This is a genomic window from Marinobacter sp. MIT932201 (assembly GCF_047123295.1).
Classification (GTDB): Bacteria; Pseudomonadota; Gammaproteobacteria; order Pseudomonadales; family Oleiphilaceae; genus Marinobacter; species Marinobacter salsuginis.
Genome location: NZ_CP138917.1, coordinates 269,590 through 287,738, shown reverse-complemented (window position 1 = coordinate 287,738; position 18,149 = coordinate 269,590). Strand labels below are relative to the sequence as shown.

14 protein-coding genes are annotated in these 18,149 nt (G+C 58.8%); 5 read left to right on the top strand and 9 right to left on the bottom strand.

What is annotated here, in order from left to right; genetic code table 11:
* Positions 1 to 109 precede the first annotated feature (109 nt).
* Together SIC15_RS01265 and SIC15_RS01260 are read left to right on the top strand one after the other, a co-directional pair.
* A complete protein-coding gene (locus SIC15_RS01265; RefSeq protein ID WP_349344027.1) occupies positions 110 to 1,984 on the top strand; it encodes a putative nucleotidyltransferase substrate binding domain-containing protein in 1,875 nt (624 codons plus the stop codon).
* Entirely contained in the window at positions 1,977 to 2,705 is a 729-nt protein-coding gene (locus SIC15_RS01260) for a 3'-5' exonuclease (protein WP_412536924.1), read from the top strand. Before SIC15_RS01265 ends, SIC15_RS01260 begins: the two co-directional genes overlap by 8 nt.
* Here SIC15_RS01260 and msrB read toward each other — a convergent pair.
* The 3 genes from msrB to SIC15_RS01245 form a co-directional block, all read right to left on the bottom strand.
* Positions 2,700 to 3,917 carry a peptide-methionine (R)-S-oxide reductase MsrB gene (msrB, locus tag SIC15_RS01255; protein WP_412536923.1) on the bottom strand — a complete coding sequence of 406 codons (1,218 nt, stop codon included), beginning with the start codon at positions 3,915 to 3,917 and terminating at the stop codon, positions 2,700 to 2,702. The two genes, SIC15_RS01260 and msrB, sit on opposite strands and share 6 nt — an antisense overlap.
* Before the next feature lie 79 nt (positions 3,918 to 3,996).
* Positions 3,997 to 5,475: an ATP-binding protein gene (locus tag SIC15_RS01250; protein WP_412536922.1), complete on the bottom strand. Its 1,479-nt coding sequence runs from the start codon at positions 5,473 to 5,475 to the stop codon at positions 3,997 to 3,999.
* Positions 5,476 to 5,477: 2 nt separating this feature from the next.
* The gene (locus tag SIC15_RS01245) at positions 5,478 to 6,179 is read right to left on the bottom strand and encodes a response regulator transcription factor (RefSeq protein ID WP_412536921.1); all 702 of its coding nucleotides are present in this window, start codon (positions 6,177 to 6,179) and stop codon (positions 5,478 to 5,480) included.
* 158 nt (positions 6,180 to 6,337) lie between these two features.
* Between SIC15_RS01245 and SIC15_RS01240 the strand changes: the two genes are divergently transcribed.
* Positions 6,338 to 6,919 (top strand): QsdR family transcriptional regulator, encoded by a 582-nt coding sequence (locus SIC15_RS01240; protein ID WP_412536920.1) that lies wholly within the window; start codon positions 6,338 to 6,340, stop codon positions 6,917 to 6,919.
* Positions 6,920 to 7,068: 149 nt separating this feature from the next.
* On the opposite strand, the gene SIC15_RS01235 is transcribed toward SIC15_RS01240, so the two are convergent.
* The 5 genes from SIC15_RS01235 to SIC15_RS01215 all read right to left on the bottom strand — a co-directional run bounded on the left by SIC15_RS01235 (position 7,069) and on the right by SIC15_RS01215 (position 14,232).
* Positions 7,069 to 8,484 carry an aldehyde dehydrogenase family protein gene (locus SIC15_RS01235; protein WP_291905371.1) on the bottom strand — a complete coding sequence of 472 codons (1,416 nt, stop codon included), beginning with the start codon at positions 8,482 to 8,484 and terminating at the stop codon, positions 7,069 to 7,071.
* 10 nt (positions 8,485 to 8,494) lie between these two features.
* Positions 8,495 to 9,601 (bottom strand): zinc-binding dehydrogenase, encoded by a 1,107-nt coding sequence (locus SIC15_RS01230; protein WP_153634261.1) that lies wholly within the window; start codon positions 9,599 to 9,601, stop codon positions 8,495 to 8,497.
* A 71-nt stretch (positions 9,602 to 9,672) separates the two neighbouring features.
* Entirely contained in the window at positions 9,673 to 10,857 is a 1,185-nt protein-coding gene (locus tag SIC15_RS01225; protein ID WP_136630645.1) for an acetyl-CoA C-acyltransferase, read from the bottom strand.
* A gap of 169 nt (positions 10,858 to 11,026) precedes the next feature.
* A complete protein-coding gene (locus SIC15_RS01220) occupies positions 11,027 to 13,120 on the bottom strand; it encodes a 3-hydroxyacyl-CoA dehydrogenase NAD-binding domain-containing protein (RefSeq protein WP_412536919.1) in 2,094 nt (697 codons plus the stop codon).
* A 287-nt stretch (positions 13,121 to 13,407) separates the two neighbouring features.
* Positions 13,408 to 14,232, bottom strand: a complete 825-nt coding sequence (locus SIC15_RS01215; RefSeq protein WP_014579059.1) for an IclR family transcriptional regulator — start codon at positions 14,230 to 14,232, stop codon at positions 13,408 to 13,410.
* A 277-nt stretch (positions 14,233 to 14,509) separates the two neighbouring features.
* On the opposite strand from SIC15_RS01215, the gene SIC15_RS01210 reads away from it, so the two are divergent.
* Positions 14,510 to 15,439 carry a 2-hydroxyacid dehydrogenase gene (locus SIC15_RS01210; protein ID WP_412536918.1) on the top strand — a complete coding sequence of 310 codons (930 nt, stop codon included), beginning with the start codon at positions 14,510 to 14,512 and terminating at the stop codon, positions 15,437 to 15,439.
* Here SIC15_RS01210 and SIC15_RS01205 read toward each other — a convergent pair.
* Positions 15,433 to 16,791 (bottom strand): hypothetical protein, encoded by a 1,359-nt coding sequence (locus tag SIC15_RS01205; protein ID WP_412537580.1) that lies wholly within the window; start codon positions 16,789 to 16,791, stop codon positions 15,433 to 15,435. The genes SIC15_RS01210 and SIC15_RS01205 overlap by 7 nt on opposite strands.
* 183 nt (positions 16,792 to 16,974) lie before the next feature.
* On the opposite strand from SIC15_RS01205, the gene SIC15_RS01200 reads away from it, so the two are divergent.
* Positions 16,975 to 18,144, top strand: a complete 1,170-nt coding sequence (locus tag SIC15_RS01200) for an acyl-CoA dehydrogenase (protein WP_412536917.1) — start codon at positions 16,975 to 16,977, stop codon at positions 18,142 to 18,144.
* Positions 18,145 to 18,149 lie beyond the last annotated feature (5 nt).

The following is an 18,149-nucleotide window of genomic DNA, read 5'->3' as shown; positions in this document are numbered from 1 at the left end:
GGGTAACCGGTCAATGAAATCCATCAAAGGTCGACATGGTCGCAGGCTTCTGCCACTGCTATATTCCTTGACTGACAATCACTTTTTCTTCGCCAGAACAGGGAGTTTTATGCAGGCCGAGCTGGTCGACATCCGCAATCACATGGCTCAATACCCGCCGTTCGACGAGATGACCGAGGAACTGCTCGACCGGGTGGTTGGCGACATAGAGGTTGTTTACTTCAAGGCCGGGAGCCAGATTCTGGAACTGGGTGATCCCAGCAGCTGGCTGTTCTACGTACGCAGTGGTGCAGTGGAGATCTATCGGCGCACCGGAGAACTCTACAACCGGATCAGCGAGGGTGAAGTCTTCGGCCAGTTTGGCCTGCTGATGAACCGGAAAGTTCGCTTTCCCGCCAAAGCCCTCGAAGACGTTCTGCTGTACAAGATTCCTTACGATACGTTCCAGTACCTCTGGGAAAACGACGACAACTTTGCCGATTTCGTTGAGATCGAGGACCGAAGCCGCCTGCGCTCCGCTGTATCCCGGCGGGAAAAATCCAACCAGCTCATGACCTCCAAGGTCACCCGGCTGATTTCCCGGGAGCCGGTGTCCGCCCCCCACACCGTCCGACTGCAGGAAGCAGCGCGGATTATGACCGAGCACGGCGTCTCGGCACTGCTGCTGATGGACGAGGAGGGCGACAAGCCCTTGCTCAAGGGCATCATCACCGACCGCGACCTGCGCACCCGGGCCCTCAGCGAGGCATTAGCCTCCGAAACGCCTATCAGCGAGATCATGTCGGAGGATCTGATCACCATCCGTTCGAACATATTCATCTTCGAGGCCATGCTCACCATGCTGCACAACAATGTGCACCACCTGCCGGTGATGGATGGTGATGAGGTTCGCGGCGTCATTGCGCTGTCTGACATCGTGAAGTACGAGAGCCAGAGCAGCCTTTACCTGGTCAGCAACATCTACCACCAGCAGGATGTGAAAGGCCTGAAGAAAATCAGCCTGGATGTGCGGGACAGCTTTGTTCGCATGGTGAACGAAGACGCCAACTCCCACATGATTGGCAGTGCCATGGCCGGGATCGGGCGCAGCTTTACCCAGCGCCTGCTGGCCCTGGGCGAGGAGAAACTCGGGCCGCCACCCGTGCCCTATTGTTTTATGGCGCTGGGGTCCATGGCGCGGGACGAACAGCTGGTTGTTACCGACCAGGATAACGCCATGATTCTGGATGACAGCTTCGTGCCGGAAGAGCACGATGAGTACTTCCTGGCACTGGCGAAATTTGTCAGCGATGGCCTTGCGGAGTGCGGCTACACCTACTGCACCGGCGACATCATGGCCACCAACCAGAAATGGCGGCAGCCACTGCGGGTCTGGAAGGACTACTTCACCGACTGGATTGATAACCCGAAGGCCGAAGCCCTTCTGAACAGCAACATCTTCTTTGATCTGGACGGTATCTACGGGGAAACCGACTTTGCCGAACAACTGAAAACTCTGGTGGCCGAAAAGGCCAGCAACAGCCAGCGGTTCCTGGCAATGCTGGCCCGCAATGCCCTGAACCGCACGCCCCCGATCGGCTTTTTCAGAACCTTCGTGCTGGAAGAAGATGGCAAGCACCAGAAGACCTTCAACCTGAAACGTCGGGGTACGGCGCCCCTGTCGGACCTGATCCGGGTCCACGCCCTGGCCTGCGGCTCCCGCGCACAGAACTCGTTCGAGCGTTTGAAAGCCATCGGCAACACCAAGCTGCTGCTGGAGGATGATCTGGGCAACCTTAGGGACGCCCTGGAGTTCATCTCCATCGTTCGCATCCGCCACCAGGCCCTGGCCATCGAGGCTGGCCGGCAGCCGGACAACAACGTTCGGCCCGAGGACCTTTCACCGTTTGAGCGCAGCCATCTGAAAGACGCCTTCCAGGTGGTCAGCGGTGCCCAGAAGTTCCTGAAATTCCGGTATCACGCCACGGTGGCTCGTAATGTCTAGTGAGGACCAGGCCGGGAATTCTGTTACACGCCTGCCATGGCCGGAGCAGTTCGAAGCCCTGGCGGAGCAAAGCAAGTCACCGATTTTGAAAGCCTTTTACGAGAGCGGCTGTGTGTCGCCGGAGACGCCCTTATCCGAGGTGCCTTTTGTCGCGCTCGATTTCGAGACGACCGGCCTGGACGCCAGTCAGCATTCGATTGTCAGTATCGGCCTGGTGCCGTTTACGCTTGATGGCATCCAGCTGGGCAAGGCCCGGCACTGGATCGTGCGGCCCAAGCTCCCGTTGCACCAGACCTCAATCACGATTCACGGCATTACCCACAGTGATATCGACCAGGCACCCGATATGAAAGATATCCTGAAGGACCTGTTTGCCTGCCTGAACGGTCGTATTCCCGTGGTCCACTACCGCAACATCGAGAGATCGTTCTTTGACGTCGCACTGCGATGGCGACTCGGGGAAGGCATCCGGTTTCCGTTAATCGATACCATGGCCATCGAGGCTCACCTGCACCCGGACCGTAATCCGTCACGCTGGCAACGATTGCTGGGTAAAAAGCCCGTATCCATTCGACTGGCAGACAGCCGGCTGCGTTATGGGCTGCCTCATTATGCTGCCCATAACGCCCTGATTGATGCGGTGGCAACGGCCGAGCTCTTGCAGGCCCAGGTGTTGCACCATTTCAGCCGGGAGACCCGTATCGGGGATCTCTGGCTATGATGCCGGTTTGACGTCGTCAATCCACTTGCCATAGCCGGCCTCTTCCATGTTTTCCAGCGGGATGAAGTCCATTGCCGCGGAATTCATGCAGTAGCGCAGCCCGGTTGGCGCGGGACCATCATTGAACACATGCCCAAGGTGGGAGTCCGCGTGAACGCTACGGATTTCCGTGCGGGTCATGAAGAACGAATTGTCTTCACGTTCCACCACTGCATCAGGGGTGATCGGCCGGGTAAAGCTGGGCCAGCCGGTGCCGGATTTGTACTTGTCGCGGGATGAGAACAGGGGTTCGCCCGAGACAATATCCACGTAAAGCCCTGGCTTCTTGTTGTCCCAGTACTTGTTATTGAACGCAGGCTCGGTGCCGTCTTCCTGGGTAACCTCGTACTGCATATCGGTCAGGCGCTGTTTCAGCGCCTCCTGGCTCGGCTTTTCAAAGCTTTCCGGGTCAAAGCCACTGCCCATCTGGCCGGATTGTTTATTGCCGCTGTCACTGCCCACCAGGTTGTCACTGGCATCCACCGTGGCGTTCTCCTGGAAACGGGTGTAATCAAGCTCGTAGTCTTCACCATACACCTTCTCGATAAACTGGTAGCGGCCAGAGTTGAAGGTGTAGAAGTTGTAGCGCACCGGGTTCTTGTCGTAGTAATCCTGGTGGTATTCCTCGGCCTCATAGAACTTCTCAAATGGCACGATTTCAATCACCACGGGCTTCTCGTAAACGCCGGAAGCCTCTAACTCTGCAACGGCTTCCTCGGCCAGGCGCTTCTGCTCGGCGTTATGGTAGAAAATAGCGGGCCGGTACTGCTGGCCTCGGTCCACGAACTGGCCCTGATTATCGGTCGGGTCCATCATCCGCCAAAGCGCTTGCAACAGTCCCTCGTAGGTCATTTCGTTCGGGTCGTAATAGACTTGTACCGCTTCGGTGTGGCCAGTCTGCCCCGAGGCAACCTGCTTGTAGGAAGGATTTGCCTCGTCGCCACCGGCATAGCCGGAGACAGCTTCCACCACGCCCGGCACCCGTTTCTCGTACCCGGCTTCGACACACCAGAAACAGCCACCAGCGAAAGTTGCCACCGCCAGGCCTGGCTGATCCGGTGCATACTTGCTCATCTGCGACTCCGACTTTTCGGCAACCGCGTTGGTGGTGAGCAACCCGGCGACAGAGACCAGCGCCAGTGCCGAAAATATACCCACAATTTTACGTTTCATCAGACTTCTCCTTTACGTGATTCCATTCCTAAAGCGTAAGGTCGCGGATTCACGAAAACGTTCATCAGGTGTTACGAATTCATAACGTTGTGGATTTTTCGGCGGCCAGGGGGAGCCAGACCGTGAACACGGCCCCACCGGCGTTGCGAACAGAGAGTTTTCCCTGCTGCAGTGACACCATTCTCTGGGCGATGGCCAAGCCAAGACCGGCATGTCCTGTTCGGGAAGCACCAGTAGCCTGATAGAAAGGTTCGAAGATGTGTTCCAGGTCCTCATCATTGATGCCGGGTCCGGCGTCCGCGACAGTGATCGCGGCACCGCCCTCCCCTTCGACAACGCCCAGCGTAATCGCCGAGTTCTTTGGCGAATGGCTGATGGCGTTGCTGATCAGGTTATCCAACACTCGCTCGGTCATGGCAATGTCCGCCAGCACCTGGACCGGCGCCACGGAGACAATCGAGAGCTCAACACCCGCGCGCTCCGCCTCAGGCTGATGTTTCTGCACCACATCATGTAGGAGTTCGGCAACCACAAACGGTTCCGTCGTCGGCTGCTTTTCCCGGGCATCCAACGCCGCAAGCTCGAACAGTTCCTCCACCAGGCGACCGAGCCTGTGACTCTCGGCCAGGGCCACATCCAGGAACCGGGCACGCTCACCGGCGCCAAGCGTATCCTGTTTCAGCCGCAAGGCTTCGATATAACCCTGAATGGACGCCAGGGGCGTTCGCAAATCATGGGAGACCTGGGCAACCAGTTGGCGGCGCTGGGCATCCTTGTGCTTCAGTAGATCCAGCTGGGCAACAATCCGCTGCGCCATCTGATCAAACCGGGCGGCCAGGTAATCAATGTCATCGCCCTTGCCAGCAACCGCAGACGTGCTCTCTGGAGACATTTCCCGCTCGAAGGATTCTACCCTTTCGGTCAACCGAGACAGCCGACGCGTCAGCAGCCGGAAAAACACCAGGCCGGCCAGCAAACCGACGAACAGGCTCACCGCCAGCGCGCCTGCGCCCATCTGCAGGAGGCGGTTACTGTGCACCATGCTCTCGGCCAGATCGTATTCCTCTCCCCGCAGAACCACATAGAGGTAGCCTGACGGGTTTTCAGCCGATGGAACGGGCGTTACCGAAAAGACCTTTCGCCGGTCGTGGCTGCGCGGGTCATCACCGGGAAGCGGATAGGCGTCAGGGTTTTCGATCAGGGTCCGGATTGGTTCCAGGGACACACGGTTGCGCTTGATCCTGGCCGGATCCGCAGAGTAGGAAAGGATGTTGCCGTCAGTATCCAGCAGATAGATCTCGATGCTCGGATTGATCGTCATGTACAGCTCGAACAGCTGCTTCAGGGCGTCCCGATTGAGCTCGCCGTCGGTGACCAGGTTGCGGTCCGACACCAGATTACGGGCAAGATCCCGGTTCAGTTGCTGGTTCACCGCGGCCGAGTATTCCCGCACCGAAGACAGGCTCAGAAAGGTGAAGAGGCCTCCTACCACCAGCAACAACAGGAACAGACCAATGGCCAGCCGGGCATAGAGGGTCCTGAAGACAGACAGCGCCATGATCAATCCATGAACCGATAGCCAACGCCCCAGACCGTCTGGACATATCGGGGCTCGGCGGGGTCGGCTTCAATCTTGTTGCGAAGGCGGTTGATATGGGTGTTCACGGTGTGCTCGTAGCCCTCATGGTTGTAGCCCCAGACGGCATCAAGCAACTGGGCCCGGCTGAAAACCCGGCCCCGATGGGAGGCAAAGTGCCAGAGTAGGTCGAACTCGCGGGCGGTCAGGTCCACCTCCTTCTCATCGACAAAGACCCGCCGGCGAACCGGGTCGATTTTTAGCCCATCCACCTGAATCTCTTCAACTTCCTTGCTTGCGGACGAGCCCTGAGAGAGTGCGTCTACCCGTCGGAAAAGCGCTTTGATGCGGGCTGCCAGCTCCGCCACGCTGAAAGGTTTCGTCAGGTAATCGTCCGCGCCCATTTCCAGGCCCAGAACCCGATCCAGTTCCGTGCTTTTTGCCGTCAGCATCAGAACTGGTACGTAGCCCGGGCTGGCACGAATCTCCCGGCACACGGCGAGACCATCCAGGCCGGGCAGCATCAGATCCAGGATCACCAGATCGATGCCACCCTCACGGAACCGCTCCAGACCGGTATCACCCCGGTCCATCAGAACCGCCTTCATACCCAGATCCGACACCTGCATACGCACCAGCTCACCGATGCCGGGATTGTCTTCAATAATCAGTACCGTTCGTGTCATCGTAAGGGGCTCACTGCCTTCCCTGTATCGTTCGTTGCGTTCAGAGCAGAGTGTAGGCGGAAAAGTTCACAAAACCATCACGACCTTTGGAAACCGCCCACATAGCCGGCTCCGGGTTTAGCCGTTAAAATGAATCCAAATTCGGGCATGAGGTTTCAGTGGCAGACAAAACCGTAATCAGGGCAACACCGGCCGAGGCGTTCAAGCGGGCACGTCGCATGTGGCTAAAGGGTGAACGCATTCACCTGGCGCCGCTGGCCGATGAACTCGGAATTGGCCGGGCCACCCTGTTTCGCTGGGTAGGCAACAAGGATCTGCTAATCGGCGAGATTCTCTGGTCCCTCTATGAACCCCTCTGGCGCCAGGCCATGGCAGAAACCTCCGGCGTAGGCGTGGATTACATCGTCGGAGTGTACCGGCGCACTAATTCTACCATCCTCAACTTTGAACCCCTGCGTCGCTTCATCAACCAGGACCCGGAATACGCCCTCAAGATCCTCACCTCATCTCAGTCGATCCTGCACACGCGCACAGTGGAGACCAACACGCGCATGTTGAAAGACCAAGTTGCGGCCGGACATATTAAGCCGCCGATGAACATTTTCAGTCTGTCCTACTTCATGATCCGATTGGCGGAGTCCTGCCTGTACAGCGACATAATCGCCGGGCGGGAACCCAGGGAGGCAGAACTGGAGGATGCCTGCACGGCTGTGCGGATTCTACTGGGAGGAAAAGCATAGAGCGGATCACTCAGAACTCGCTCAGGTCCGGGGTGGGGTACCTTTTCTGGCGGGAAAAAATGTCTGAGCGCAGCGAGTTGTTTTTCCCAGAAGAAAAGGTACCCCACCTCGGGCCCAGCCCGCATCTCAGCAGGCCAGGCACTTAGCGTTTAAAGCTGAAGCGAGCGAACTTCCAGAAACTCCTCCAGACCCCATTTACCGAACTCGCGGCCGATACCGGAATGACCGAAGCCGCCGAACGGTGCCATCGGGTTGAACGCGCCACCATTGACGAATACCTGACCAGTGCGCAGTTTGCTGGCGATTTTCTTGGCTTTGGCATCGTCGCCAGACCAGACCGCACCGGATAGCCCGTACTGGGTGCCGTTGGCAATTTTCACCGCTTCGGCTTCATCGTTGTAGGGAATAACGCACAGCACCGGCCCGAAGATTTCCTCCTGGGCGATGCGGCTGTCCGGCTTGACGTTACCAAAGACGGTCGCCTTGACGAAGTAACCTTTCTCGCATCCCTCGGGCGCTTCCGGGCCACCGGCGACCAGCTTGGCGCCCTCCTCGATACCCAGCTTGATGTAATCGATCACCTTGTCACGCTGCTGGGCAGACGACAGCGGGCCCAACCGTGTGGTTTCTTCCAGCGGGTTACCCGGGGGCATTTTGGCCACGGCAGCGGCGGCCAGCTCACAGGCCTCGTCGTGCTTGTCGGCCGGAACCAGCATGCGGGTGAGTGCGGTGCAGGTCTGACCGGAATTCAGCAGGCAGTTGTTGATGGTGCCTTTGACAGCTGCCGCGAGGTCCGCGTCCGGGAGGATCACAGAGGCCGATTTACCACCCATTTCCAGGGCATAACGCTTGAAGTCATCGGCAGCGGCATGGGCAATCAGGTTGCCGGTGCGTGTGGAACCAGTGAAGGACACCATGCGCACATCCGGGTGTTTGATCAGGGTATCGCCCGCGGTGTGGCCATAGCCGCACACCATGTTGAAGACGCCCTTGGGCAAGTCGGTGCCATCGAGGATCTCGGCGAGGATAAACGCCGTCTGGGGAGCGATCTCGGAAGGCTTGAGCACTACGGTGCAACCGGCGGCAATCGCCGGGACGATTTTCAGGATCACCTGGTGCAGCGGGTAGTTCCAGGGGGTAATGCAGCCAACCACACCCACCGGGGTGTACTGCACCTCGGAGTTGCCGGACTGTTCGGTAAACGGATAGTCGGGCAGCAGTTTCAGGTAGCTCTTGGTCACTGCAGCCGGCATGCCGGCCTGGATCGGCGTGGCCAGTTTGATGGGCATGCCCACTTCCCGGCAGACGGTCTCGGCAATTTCCGGCGCGCGCTCTTTCAGGCCCGCGTGCAGCTGCTCCAGCACCTTGATCCGCTCGTCCAGGGAGCTTTCCGACCAGCTTTCGAAAGCGGCATCCGCGGCGGCAATGGCCTGTTCCATTTCATCCGCGCCAGCGGCGGGAACGCGAGCAATCACGTCGCCTGTGCCCGCTTCGTGAACGTCGATCATGTCACCGGCCCAGCTCACCCATTGGCCGTTGATGTAGTTCCTGTTCAGCTCGTTCATGCTTCCCCCTTCATTCAAATACGATAACGCCTCGGGCGTTCTTTCCTGCCACCATATCATCGAACGCCTGCACGGCGTCCTCTATGGGGTAGGTTCGGGTAACCAGTTCGTCCAGCTTGAGTTTACCAGCCTTGTAAAGACCCAGGATTCTGGGGAAGTCGTGCTGTGGACGGGCCGAACCCAGCCAGCTGCCTTTCAGGGTGCGCTCATCGGCGGGCAGAGTGAGCGTGGTCAGCGAGGTCTTGTCCTTCGGATCTGCTACGCCCACCACCACGGCGGTACCACCACGGCCGAGACTCTTGTACGCCTGTTCCACCACCGGCCCGGCACCCACGCATTCGAAGGCGTAGTCGACGCCACCGGTCATTTTTTTCACGGCCTTTGCTGCGTCTTCCACCTCGTTGATATTCACGGTATGCGTGGCGCCGAACTCTTTGGCCATCGCCAGCTTGGCGGGGTTGCTGTCCACCGCCACGATCATCTCGGCGCCAGCGGTCACGCAGCCCTGAATGGCGTTAAGGCCAACGCCGCCGATGCCAAACACAGCCGCCCGGGAACCAGGTTCCAGTTTTGCGGTGTTGAAAACAGCACCGACACCGGTCATCACGGCACAGCCTACCAGGGCGGCGTTCTGCATCGGCACGGTCTCATCCACTTTGACGCAGTTGTCCACGTGCATGGTGGCGAACTCCGCCATCACGCCGCAGGCGCCAAAGACGTTCAGGGGCTCGCCGTCCGCGCCTTTGGTTCGCACCGTCCCATCCGGCAGGTTGAACATGGCCTTGCGGGCGTTTTCGCAGAGAACCGGGCGGCCACGGGCACACTGGCTGCATTTGCCGCACATGGAGATGAAAGTGCTCACCACATGGTCGCCTTCCTTGAAGGCCGTGACGCCCTCACCGACTTCGACAACCACACCGGCGGCTTCGTGCCCTAATACCAGGGGAGGCGGGTAGGGAATCTTGCCCGTCGTGGCAGACAGATCGCTGTGGCAGACGCCGCAGGCCGCGATCTTGATGGTGATTTCATCCCGCTTGGGGCCTTCCACCGTAATCGTCTCCACCTGAACAGGCTGGCCCCATTCCCTGCAGACGACGGCTTTTGCTTGTCTGTCCATGTTTCTCCCCTTTAGGTGAACAAGGGGTCAGAAAAACGCTTTTTCTGGCCCCGATTTCATACAGGTCGGCTTCAAACCACTTCGAACAAGCCGGCAGCACCCTGACCGCCGCCGATGCACATGGTAATCACCACGTATTTCGCGCCCCGGCGCTTGCCTTCAATCAGCGCGTGGCCTGTTTGGCGGGCGCCGGTGACACCGAAGGGATGACCGATAGAGATCGAACCACCGTTTACGTTCAGCTTCTCCATGGGAATGCCCAGGCGGTCACGGCAGTAAATCACCTGGGACGCGAAGGCTTCGTTCAGCTCCCACAGATCGATGTCGTCCATGGTCAGACCGTTGCGCTCGAGCAGGCGCGGGATCGCATACACCGGGCCGATGCCCATCTCATCCGGCTCGCAGCCTGCAACAGCAAAGCCCCGGAAAATCCCCATGGGTTCGATGTTGTGCTTCTCGGCGTAGGTGCTGTTCATTACGGTGCATACCGAGGCGCCGTCCGACAGCTGGCTGGCATTGCCCGCCGTGATGAACTGCTCCGGGCCGCGCACCGGCTCCAGACCCGCCAAGCCCTCAAGCGTGGTGCTCGGGCGATTGCATTCGTCCCCGGTCAGGGTCACCTGCTTTTCACTGACCTCACCGGTTTCCTTGTCCTTCACCAGCATGGTGGCATCGAAAGGCACAATCTCATCGTCAAACTTGCCAGCCTGCTGGGCCGCCGCCGTGCGCTGCTGGGAAATCAGCGAATACTCATCCTGGGCTTCACGGCTGACGTTGTAGCGTTTGGCCACAATATCCGCCGTTTCGATCATGGAAAGGTACAGTTCCGGCTTGTTCTTCATCAGCCACTCGTTGGTGGCGTGGAAACTGTTAATCTTCTCGTTCTGCACGAGTGAAATGGATTCAACGCCACCAGCTACCATGGCCGGCACCTTCTCGGAAACCACCCGTTGGGCGGCCAGGGCAATAGACTGCAACCCCGAGCTGCAGAACCGGTTGATGGAAAAACCGGCGGTGGTCACCGGTAGACCAGCGCGAATGGCCGCCAGACGGGCAATATTCCGGCCCTGCGCGCCTTCCTGGAAAGCTGCACCCATGATCACATCTTCAACGATGGCCGGATCAATGCCCGCGCGTTCAACAGCGTGTTTGATAACGTGACCTGCCATATCCACGCTGTGAGTGTTGTTCAAAGAGCCCCGGTAGGATTTGGCAAGGCCGGTGCGGGCGGTGGAAACGATAACGGCTTCAGACATGATAATGCCCTCGATTTGAGAAATTGTAGTTGAGATCAGGCCAAGCACTCAGCTAAGCCGGTCTGGGGGCGGGGTGCCTTTTCCGCCGGGAAAAGATGTCTGAGCGAAGCGAGTTGCTTTTCCCAGAGGAAAAGGCACCCCGCCCCCAGACCAGCCCCTATGTCAGATGTTACAAGTCAGCAAATTTACGACCGTCAGCAACCAGCTTCTCGAGCAGAGCCGCCGGCTCCCACTGCTCGCCACCAACGGTATCCTGGTACTTCTTCACCGCCGAAAGAATGGAGTCCAGACCTTCCTGATCGGCCCAGAACATGGGACCACCGCGATAAGCCGGGAAGCCGTAACCGTAGATCCAGACGATGTCGATATCCAGCGGACGATCGGCAATGCCTTCCTCAAGGATCTTGGCGCCTTCGTTGATCATCACATACATGCAGCGCTCCAGGATTTCCTGGTCGGTGATCTCTCGCGGCGTGATTCCCTGCTCCTTGCGGAACTCCTCGATCAGCTGCTCCACCTCCGGATCCGGGATCGGCTTGCGGCTGCCTTCCTCATACTTGTATACACCTGCCTGGGTCTTCTGACCAAGACGGCCCTGTTCGGCGAGTTTGTCCATCCAGCTTGCAGGAATGTTCTCGCCCGACTTGCGACGCTCTTCGCGAATGCGGTACCCAACATCAATCCCGGCCAGATCGGACATGGCGAACTGCCCCATGGGGAAGCCCAGATCCGTCAGCACCTTGTCCACCTGCTGCGGTGTGGCGCCCTCGTCCACCAGGGACATGGCCTCGGTGCCGCGCTTGTGGAGCATCCGGTTGCCGACAAAGCCGTAACAGTTGCCCACCATGACGCCCACTTTCTTGATCTTCTTGGCAACCGCCATCACCGTGGCTTTGACCTCGTCTGAGGTCTTGCTGCCACGCACGTTCTCCAGCAGCTTCATCACATTGGCCGGGCTGAAGAAGTGCATACCCACCACGTCTTCCGGGCGCTTGGTGGCGGACGCAATCTCGTCGATATCCAGGGTTGAGGTGTTGGAAGCCAGAATCGCACCCGGCTTGCACACCTTGTCGAGCTTAGCGAAGATTTCCTTCTTGATAGCCATGTTCTCGAACACCGCCTCGATCACCAGATCAGCATCCCGGAAATCGTCGTAGGTGAGGCTCGGGGTGATCAGCGCCATGCGCTGCTCCACCTGCTCCTGGGTCAGCTTGCCCTTCTTCGCGGAGCTCTCGTAGTTACGGCGGATAATCGCCAGGCCCTTGTCGAGAGCCTCCTGTTTTACCTCGACGATGGTGACCGGAATGCCCACGTTGACGAAGTTCATGGCGATACCGCCACCCATGGTGCCGGCACCAATAATGCCCACGCTCTTCACGTCACGAACCGGCGTATCCTTGGGCAGTCCCTTGACCTTGGAAACCTCACGCTCGCCGAAGAACGAGTGGATCAGACCGGCGCGTTGGGGTGATTCCATGCACTCCATGAACAATTCCCGCTCGCGCTTCATGCCTTCCTCGAAGGGCAGGTTGAAGGCCGCTTCCACGGCATCAACGCACTTGAACGGTGAGAAAAGGCCTCGGGCCTTTTTCTTCAGTTCGTCACGGAACTGGTCAAAGACATCGCTGCCTTTGTCCGCCTCGATCTTGTCGGTGATATCGCGAACACGACGCACAGGCTTGCCTTCGTCGACCACTTTCTGCGCATAGGCCATGCCGACAGCGCGGATGTCGTCTCCGTCCTCCACGGCATCCAGAATGCCCAGGGCCAGCGCGTCGTTGGCGCCGACAAATTCACCGGTGGTGATCATTTCCAGCGCTTTTTGGGCACCGGTCAGGCGCGGCAGCCGCTGGGTGCCGCCTGCACCGGGCAGCAGGCCCAGCTTCACTTCCGGCAGACCCACCTTGGCCCTGCTGACGGCAACCCGGTAGTGGCAACTCAAAGCGGTTTCCAGACCACCGCCCAGTGCCGTGCCGTGGATCGCTGCAACCAGCGGCTTGTCGCTGTTTTCAAAGGTGTTGACCAGCGTCGGCAGCGTGGGCTCCTGCATGGGTTTGCCAAATTCGCGAATGTCGGCGCCGGCGATAAAGGTGCGCCCTTCGCAAACCAGCAGCAGTGCCTTAGCCTCGGTATCTTTCTGGCCCTGTTCCAGGGCTGCGAGCAGACCGGAACGAACAGCCTGGCCGAGGGCATTGACCGGCGGGTAGTTCACGGTAATAACGCCGATGTTGCCTTCCCGGTTATAGCTAACGACCTCAGACATGATTTCTCCTCGCATTCTTTCTGAAATGTGGTTTTAACTAGCGAAACATTCGTACGATTTAATAGAAGTTCGTTGGTGGTTTCAACCTACCATTAAACTACAGGCACAAAAAAACCGCAGGGGTTCCTCTGCGGTTTTTTGGTTTGGAGTTTGTCGGGAGGCAGCGAGTAGGCCCTACAGAAACACGCTGTGAATACGTCCTTGTACGCTCGGCTCCGCCATCCATGGCTCCGCACGGTTTCTGTAGGGCCTACTCGCCACCTCCCTTCGTAACTTCACCGGTGTCATCAAACACCCAAAGATTCGATATCGCCCGCCAACATCGCCAGCTGATGAGCAATGGAACCCCGAAGCTTTTCTGCCGGTACCAGGTAAGACGGTGCAGCGCAGGTCAGGGCCATGATGGTGCCGTCCTGCAGGTGGATGGGTACGCCGGCGGAGTTGATGTTGCGGTCCCACTCGCCAATGGACAGGCAGAAGCCGTGCTCCTTGTAATCCTTCATGGCCTGGTCGAGGCCGGCCTTTTTCTCGGGCCAGTCGTCTCCGAATTTGGCAGCCATGGCGTCGTCGATGACCAGGCGGGCCTTGTCGCTGATAGCACAGTAGTAGGCGCGGCCGGCCGAGGTGGTGGCCATGGGGAGTTTCAGGCCGATGTCCATGCGCAGCAGGGAGGCTTCCGGGGGCAAGCGGTTTTCCACATAAATCATGTGCAGGCGATCGCGGCAGGTAAGGCCCACCGACATATTGGTCTGGCGGGCGAACTCGTCCATGTAGGGCTTGGCGAGCTGACGCACCTTGAGGTTGGAGACATAGGCGTAACCCAGTGCCAGAACGCCGGAGCTCAGCTGATACTTCTCCAACTGGGTGTTGTAGCTGAGGTATCCAAGCTTGGTGAGGGTGTAGGTCATCCGCGACACAGTGGGCTTTGGCAGCCCGGTTATCCGTGCAATGTCCTGGTTACCCAGGATGACAGGCCCCTGGCTGAAGGCGCGTAGCACGTCCAGCCCCCGGGACAGGGCTTCGACGAACTTGCGGTCTTTTTCCGGCTTCACCGGCTCACCGTCAGTGGATGCCACTTTCAGCTCGGGTGAGATCTGCTTTTTTCCTGCCATAATGGGACGTCCTCCAACCGCGTCGCCCGCTCCGGTAACCGGTGTATTAATATGGTGAATAGTTGCGAATCCATCATTTTAATCGCTGCAGAAATCAAGTACCAGAAAGTCTTGTCAAAATTCGTACCAAATATGAAACACTTGGCACTTATTTTTCAAATCAGGAACCGCATGGCGGTATTTCATGCCGTGTTTTTCAGATTTCGCCGTTTCTGAATTCTGCATTGCAAAACAAACTAGCAGCCATCAAACCCTGTGGCGACCCCCTGGAGGCAAAATGAAGATTCTTTTTGTGGCAGGCGACCCGAAACCCGAGCGCTGGACAGTGCCTATCAAGGAACTGCTGCCGGAAGCCGAGGTTTACGTCTGGGATCCGGAAGGGCCCGCCGTTGGCGCGGATTACGCCATCGTGTGGCAGCCACCCGAGGCCCTGTTCGAGCGGGAAACGCACCTGAAAGCCGTATTCAATCTGGGTGCCGGGATTGATGGGCTGCTCAAGGTTGCCAACCTGCCTGAAGCCCTAACGGTCGTGCGCCTGGAAGACGCAGGCATGTCGGTGCAAATGGCGGAGTACGTGCTGCACCAGCTGCTGGAAGCCAGTCGCGGGATGGAAACCTACCGGGAGCAGCAGCGCCAAAGTCTCTGGAAGATTCATCGCCCGATCAAACGCAGCGAGTGGCCAGTGGGTGTCATGGGGCTGGGCCATATCGGCAAGCGAGTGGCCCGCACTCTGGCCAACCTGGACTATCAGGTGAGTGGCTGGGCACGTGGGGAGCATAGCGTTGAAGGCGTTAATACTTTTGCCGGCCCGGACCAGCTTGGCGACTTCCTGAAAGCCACCCGGGTTCTGGTCAACACCCTCCCCCTGACCGACGAGACCCGTAACATCATCAACTATAATCTGCTGAGCCAGCTCCAGCCTGGCGCCGTGCTGATCAATGTTGGCCGGGGTGAACATCTGGTGGAAGAGGACCTGCTTCGGGCCCTGGACGAGGGCAAACTGCTTCGTGCCTCGCTCGATGTGTTCCGGAAGGAGCCACTGCCCGAAGGCCATCCATTCTGGCAGCGGAAAGAAATCACCATTACCCCACACATCTCAGCCCGAACCCTTCGGGATGCCACCCTTGAACAGATCACCGGCAAGATCCGGGATCACGCCGACGGGCGCGCCATTTCGGGGATTGTGGATACCGACCGGGGTTACTGACCAGGTATCAGCCAGGCGACCAGCGCTGTCAGCACCAGGAGAGCCGGCAGCGCTATCAATGCAAACAAACCATTCCACCGAAACGCCACGACCCAGCGGGAGATCTGCCCGAACCGGGACAGCAGCATGACCGATGGACCAAAAGGCGACAGCATCATGGCCAGGGAGAAGCCAATCACCAGAGCCACGGCAACTGGCAGCAAATCCATCCCTTCCGCCACCAGCTGGGGCAACAAACCGGCCTGAACACTCAGGACCGTGATGGGGATGATTCCGACCATGGAGAACATGGGCAGCATCAGCATGCCAACCATCGCGACCAGGAAAACGCCGCCACCAGTGGCGACCAGACCGGCCAAAGCATCCGCCGGAATGACCGCAGACAGGGCAACACCGAGGATGGCGGACGCGGCGAAGATGGCCATTTCATTCTGCATGGCCCAAACCTGGCCGGCACCCTCCTTGAGAACCGGCATCAGCCCCTGTTCCTGCCAGAACATGTAGAGCAGCGTCACGGTCGGCACCGACAACATGGCCGCCACCGACACCTTGAAACCGGTTATGGCCACCAGGCCCGCCATCACCGTGAATACCAGCAGGATGAGAAACAGGAGGCGACCGGTACCGGGGAGCCAACCGTCAACAGCAACACGCTCGCTGCTGACCTTGCGGAACCGGCGCTGCTCCAGCACCCAGCCAATCAACACCATAACCAGCGCCGCGACCACACCGAAGGGTAACAGTTGCGACCAGCTCAGCTGCGGCAACTCCCGGGTAAGAATGGCCACGGCCACACTGGTGGGTGCTACCAGCGGCACCAGGGCAAAGCCCCTGAGGGCACTGATCAGAACACTGCGCAACCACTGCAGGCGGGATTCACCGAAGATACCACGCTCCCGGAGGGTGTCGGAAAGGCTTCCGCACAGCAGGTTCATCATGCCGAAACTCAAAACCGTGGCAACACCACAGCTGACCAGGGCGTACTTGGGATAGAGCAGCATGGGCCTTCCGCCCAGCAGAACATCGTGAATCCGGCGCAACACTTCGAACCGGCGCACCAGGCACTGCATCAGGCCCAGGCTGCCCAGAAACGCGGAATAGAACGCGGCGTCAGATGCCGCCTTCAACACCTGCCCGCTGTTCAGCGACCCGCGCCAGGCAAGCCCTCCCAGAATCAGAAGGGCCATAACCAGTAACATACGGGCGTACCCCTGCAGGCGCCCGACCCCTGCCAGAAAGGCAGTAACGAACGCCACGCCCGCCACAGCACTGAGCTCGCGGCTATCGAGACAGATGGCCACCAGCTCTGTAACAACAGCCAGGGATACCAACCACTGCAGCATGCCGTTCAGCACAGAGGCACCTGGTCAGCCTTGAACACTGCTTGCATTTCCATAACACCCGGATTAGTCTTTCAACATCAAATTACAAAACTGTGTTTCGCTTAATGAAACACCGTTGATACAAAGATAGCACAGATTGGTCCCTCGCCCCTAGCGTCGGACTTTCGATATTCGCTTTCAGGAGAGTACACAATGGCTTCCGCACCCTGGAATGATTTGCTCGATTTCGACGGTCAACTGGACGAAACGGAGCGTCAGGTCCGAGACAGCATCCGCAGCTTCTGTGATGAGCAACTGATGCCCGGTATCACCGAGGCCAACCGGCACGAAAAGTTCGACCGCTCCATCTTCAACCAGATGGGGGAACTCGGCATGCTGGGCGCGACCCTGCCTGAAGAGTACGGTGGCCCGGGGCTGAACCATGTCTGCTACGGCCTGATCGCGCGGGAAGTGGAACGGGTGGATTCAGCCTACCGCTCGGCCCTGAGCGTTCAATCCTCTCTGGTCATGTATCCGATCTATTCCTACGGCAAGGAAGCGATGAAAAAACGCATCCTGCCCAAGCTGGCTTCCGGCGAGTACGTCGGCTGTTTCGGCCTGACCGAACCCAATCACGGGTCCGACCCCGGCGGCATGGAAACCCGGGCCAAGAAAGTGGACGGCGGCTACCTGCTGAGCGGTTCCAAAACCTGGATCACCAACTCCCCGATTGCCGATGTCTGCGTGGTCTGGGCCAAGCTGGACGGCAAGGTAAACGGGTTTGTGATCGAGCGTGAGGGCGCCAAGGGCCTCGACACCCCGAAGATTGAAGGCAAGTTTTCCCTGCGGGCCTCGGAAACCGGCTCCATCTTCATGGACGAGGTGTTCGTTCCGGAGGAGAACCACCTTGAGGTGGAAGGCCTGAAAGGCCCGTTCAGTTGCCTTAACAAGGCCCGTTTCGGCATTAGCTGGGGTTCATTGGGTGCGGCTGAATTCTGCTGGCACGCCGCCCGGAACTACACCCTGGAGCGGGTGCAGTTCGGCAAACCCCTGGCCGCCAACCAGCTGATCCAGAAGAAGCTGGTAGATATGCAGACCGAAATCACCATCGGCCTGCAGGCCGCACTGCAACTGGGCCGCATGATGGATGCCGGCACCGTCACGCCGGATGCCATCTCGCTGCTCAAGCGCAACAACTGTGGCAAGGCGCTGGATATTGCCCGCGTTGCCCGCGACATGCATGGTGGAAACGGCATTTCCGACGAATACCACGTGATTCGCCACGTGATGAACCTGGAAGCCGTGAACACGTATGAAGGCACTCACGATGTCCACGCGCTTATCCTCGGCCGGGGCCAGACCGGGATTCAGGCGTTCAGCTGAAAATC

Coding starts and splice junctions, on each gene's coding strand:
- SIC15_RS01215 (WP_014579059.1), bottom strand. CDS start 14,232: ATGGCAGGAAAAAAGCAGATCTCACCCGAGCTGAAAGTGGCATCCACT.
- SIC15_RS01200 (WP_412536917.1), top strand. CDS start 16,975: ATGGCTTCCGCACCCTGGAATGATTTGCTCGATTTCGACGGTCAACTG.
- SIC15_RS01220 (WP_412536919.1), bottom strand. CDS start 13,120: ATGTCTGAGGTCGTTAGCTATAACCGGGAAGGCAACATCGGCGTTATT.
- msrB (WP_412536923.1), bottom strand. CDS start 3,917: ATGAAACGTAAAATTGTGGGTATATTTTCGGCACTGGCGCTGGTCTCT.
- SIC15_RS01245 (WP_412536921.1), bottom strand. CDS start 6,179: ATGACACGAACGGTACTGATTATTGAAGACAATCCCGGCATCGGTGAG.
- SIC15_RS01225 (WP_136630645.1), bottom strand. CDS start 10,857: ATGTCTGAAGCCGTTATCGTTTCCACCGCCCGCACCGGCCTTGCCAAA.
- SIC15_RS01250 (WP_412536922.1), bottom strand. CDS start 5,475: ATGGCGCTGTCTGTCTTCAGGACCCTCTATGCCCGGCTGGCCATTGGT.
- SIC15_RS01210 (WP_412536918.1), top strand. CDS start 14,510: ATGAAGATTCTTTTTGTGGCAGGCGACCCGAAACCCGAGCGCTGGACA.
- SIC15_RS01265 (WP_349344027.1), top strand. CDS start 110: ATGCAGGCCGAGCTGGTCGACATCCGCAATCACATGGCTCAATACCCG.
- SIC15_RS01230 (WP_153634261.1), bottom strand. CDS start 9,601: ATGGACAGACAAGCAAAAGCCGTCGTCTGCAGGGAATGGGGCCAGCCT.
- SIC15_RS01260 (WP_412536924.1), top strand. CDS start 1,977: ATGTCTAGTGAGGACCAGGCCGGGAATTCTGTTACACGCCTGCCATGG.
- SIC15_RS01235 (WP_291905371.1), bottom strand. CDS start 8,484: ATGAACGAGCTGAACAGGAACTACATCAACGGCCAATGGGTGAGCTGG.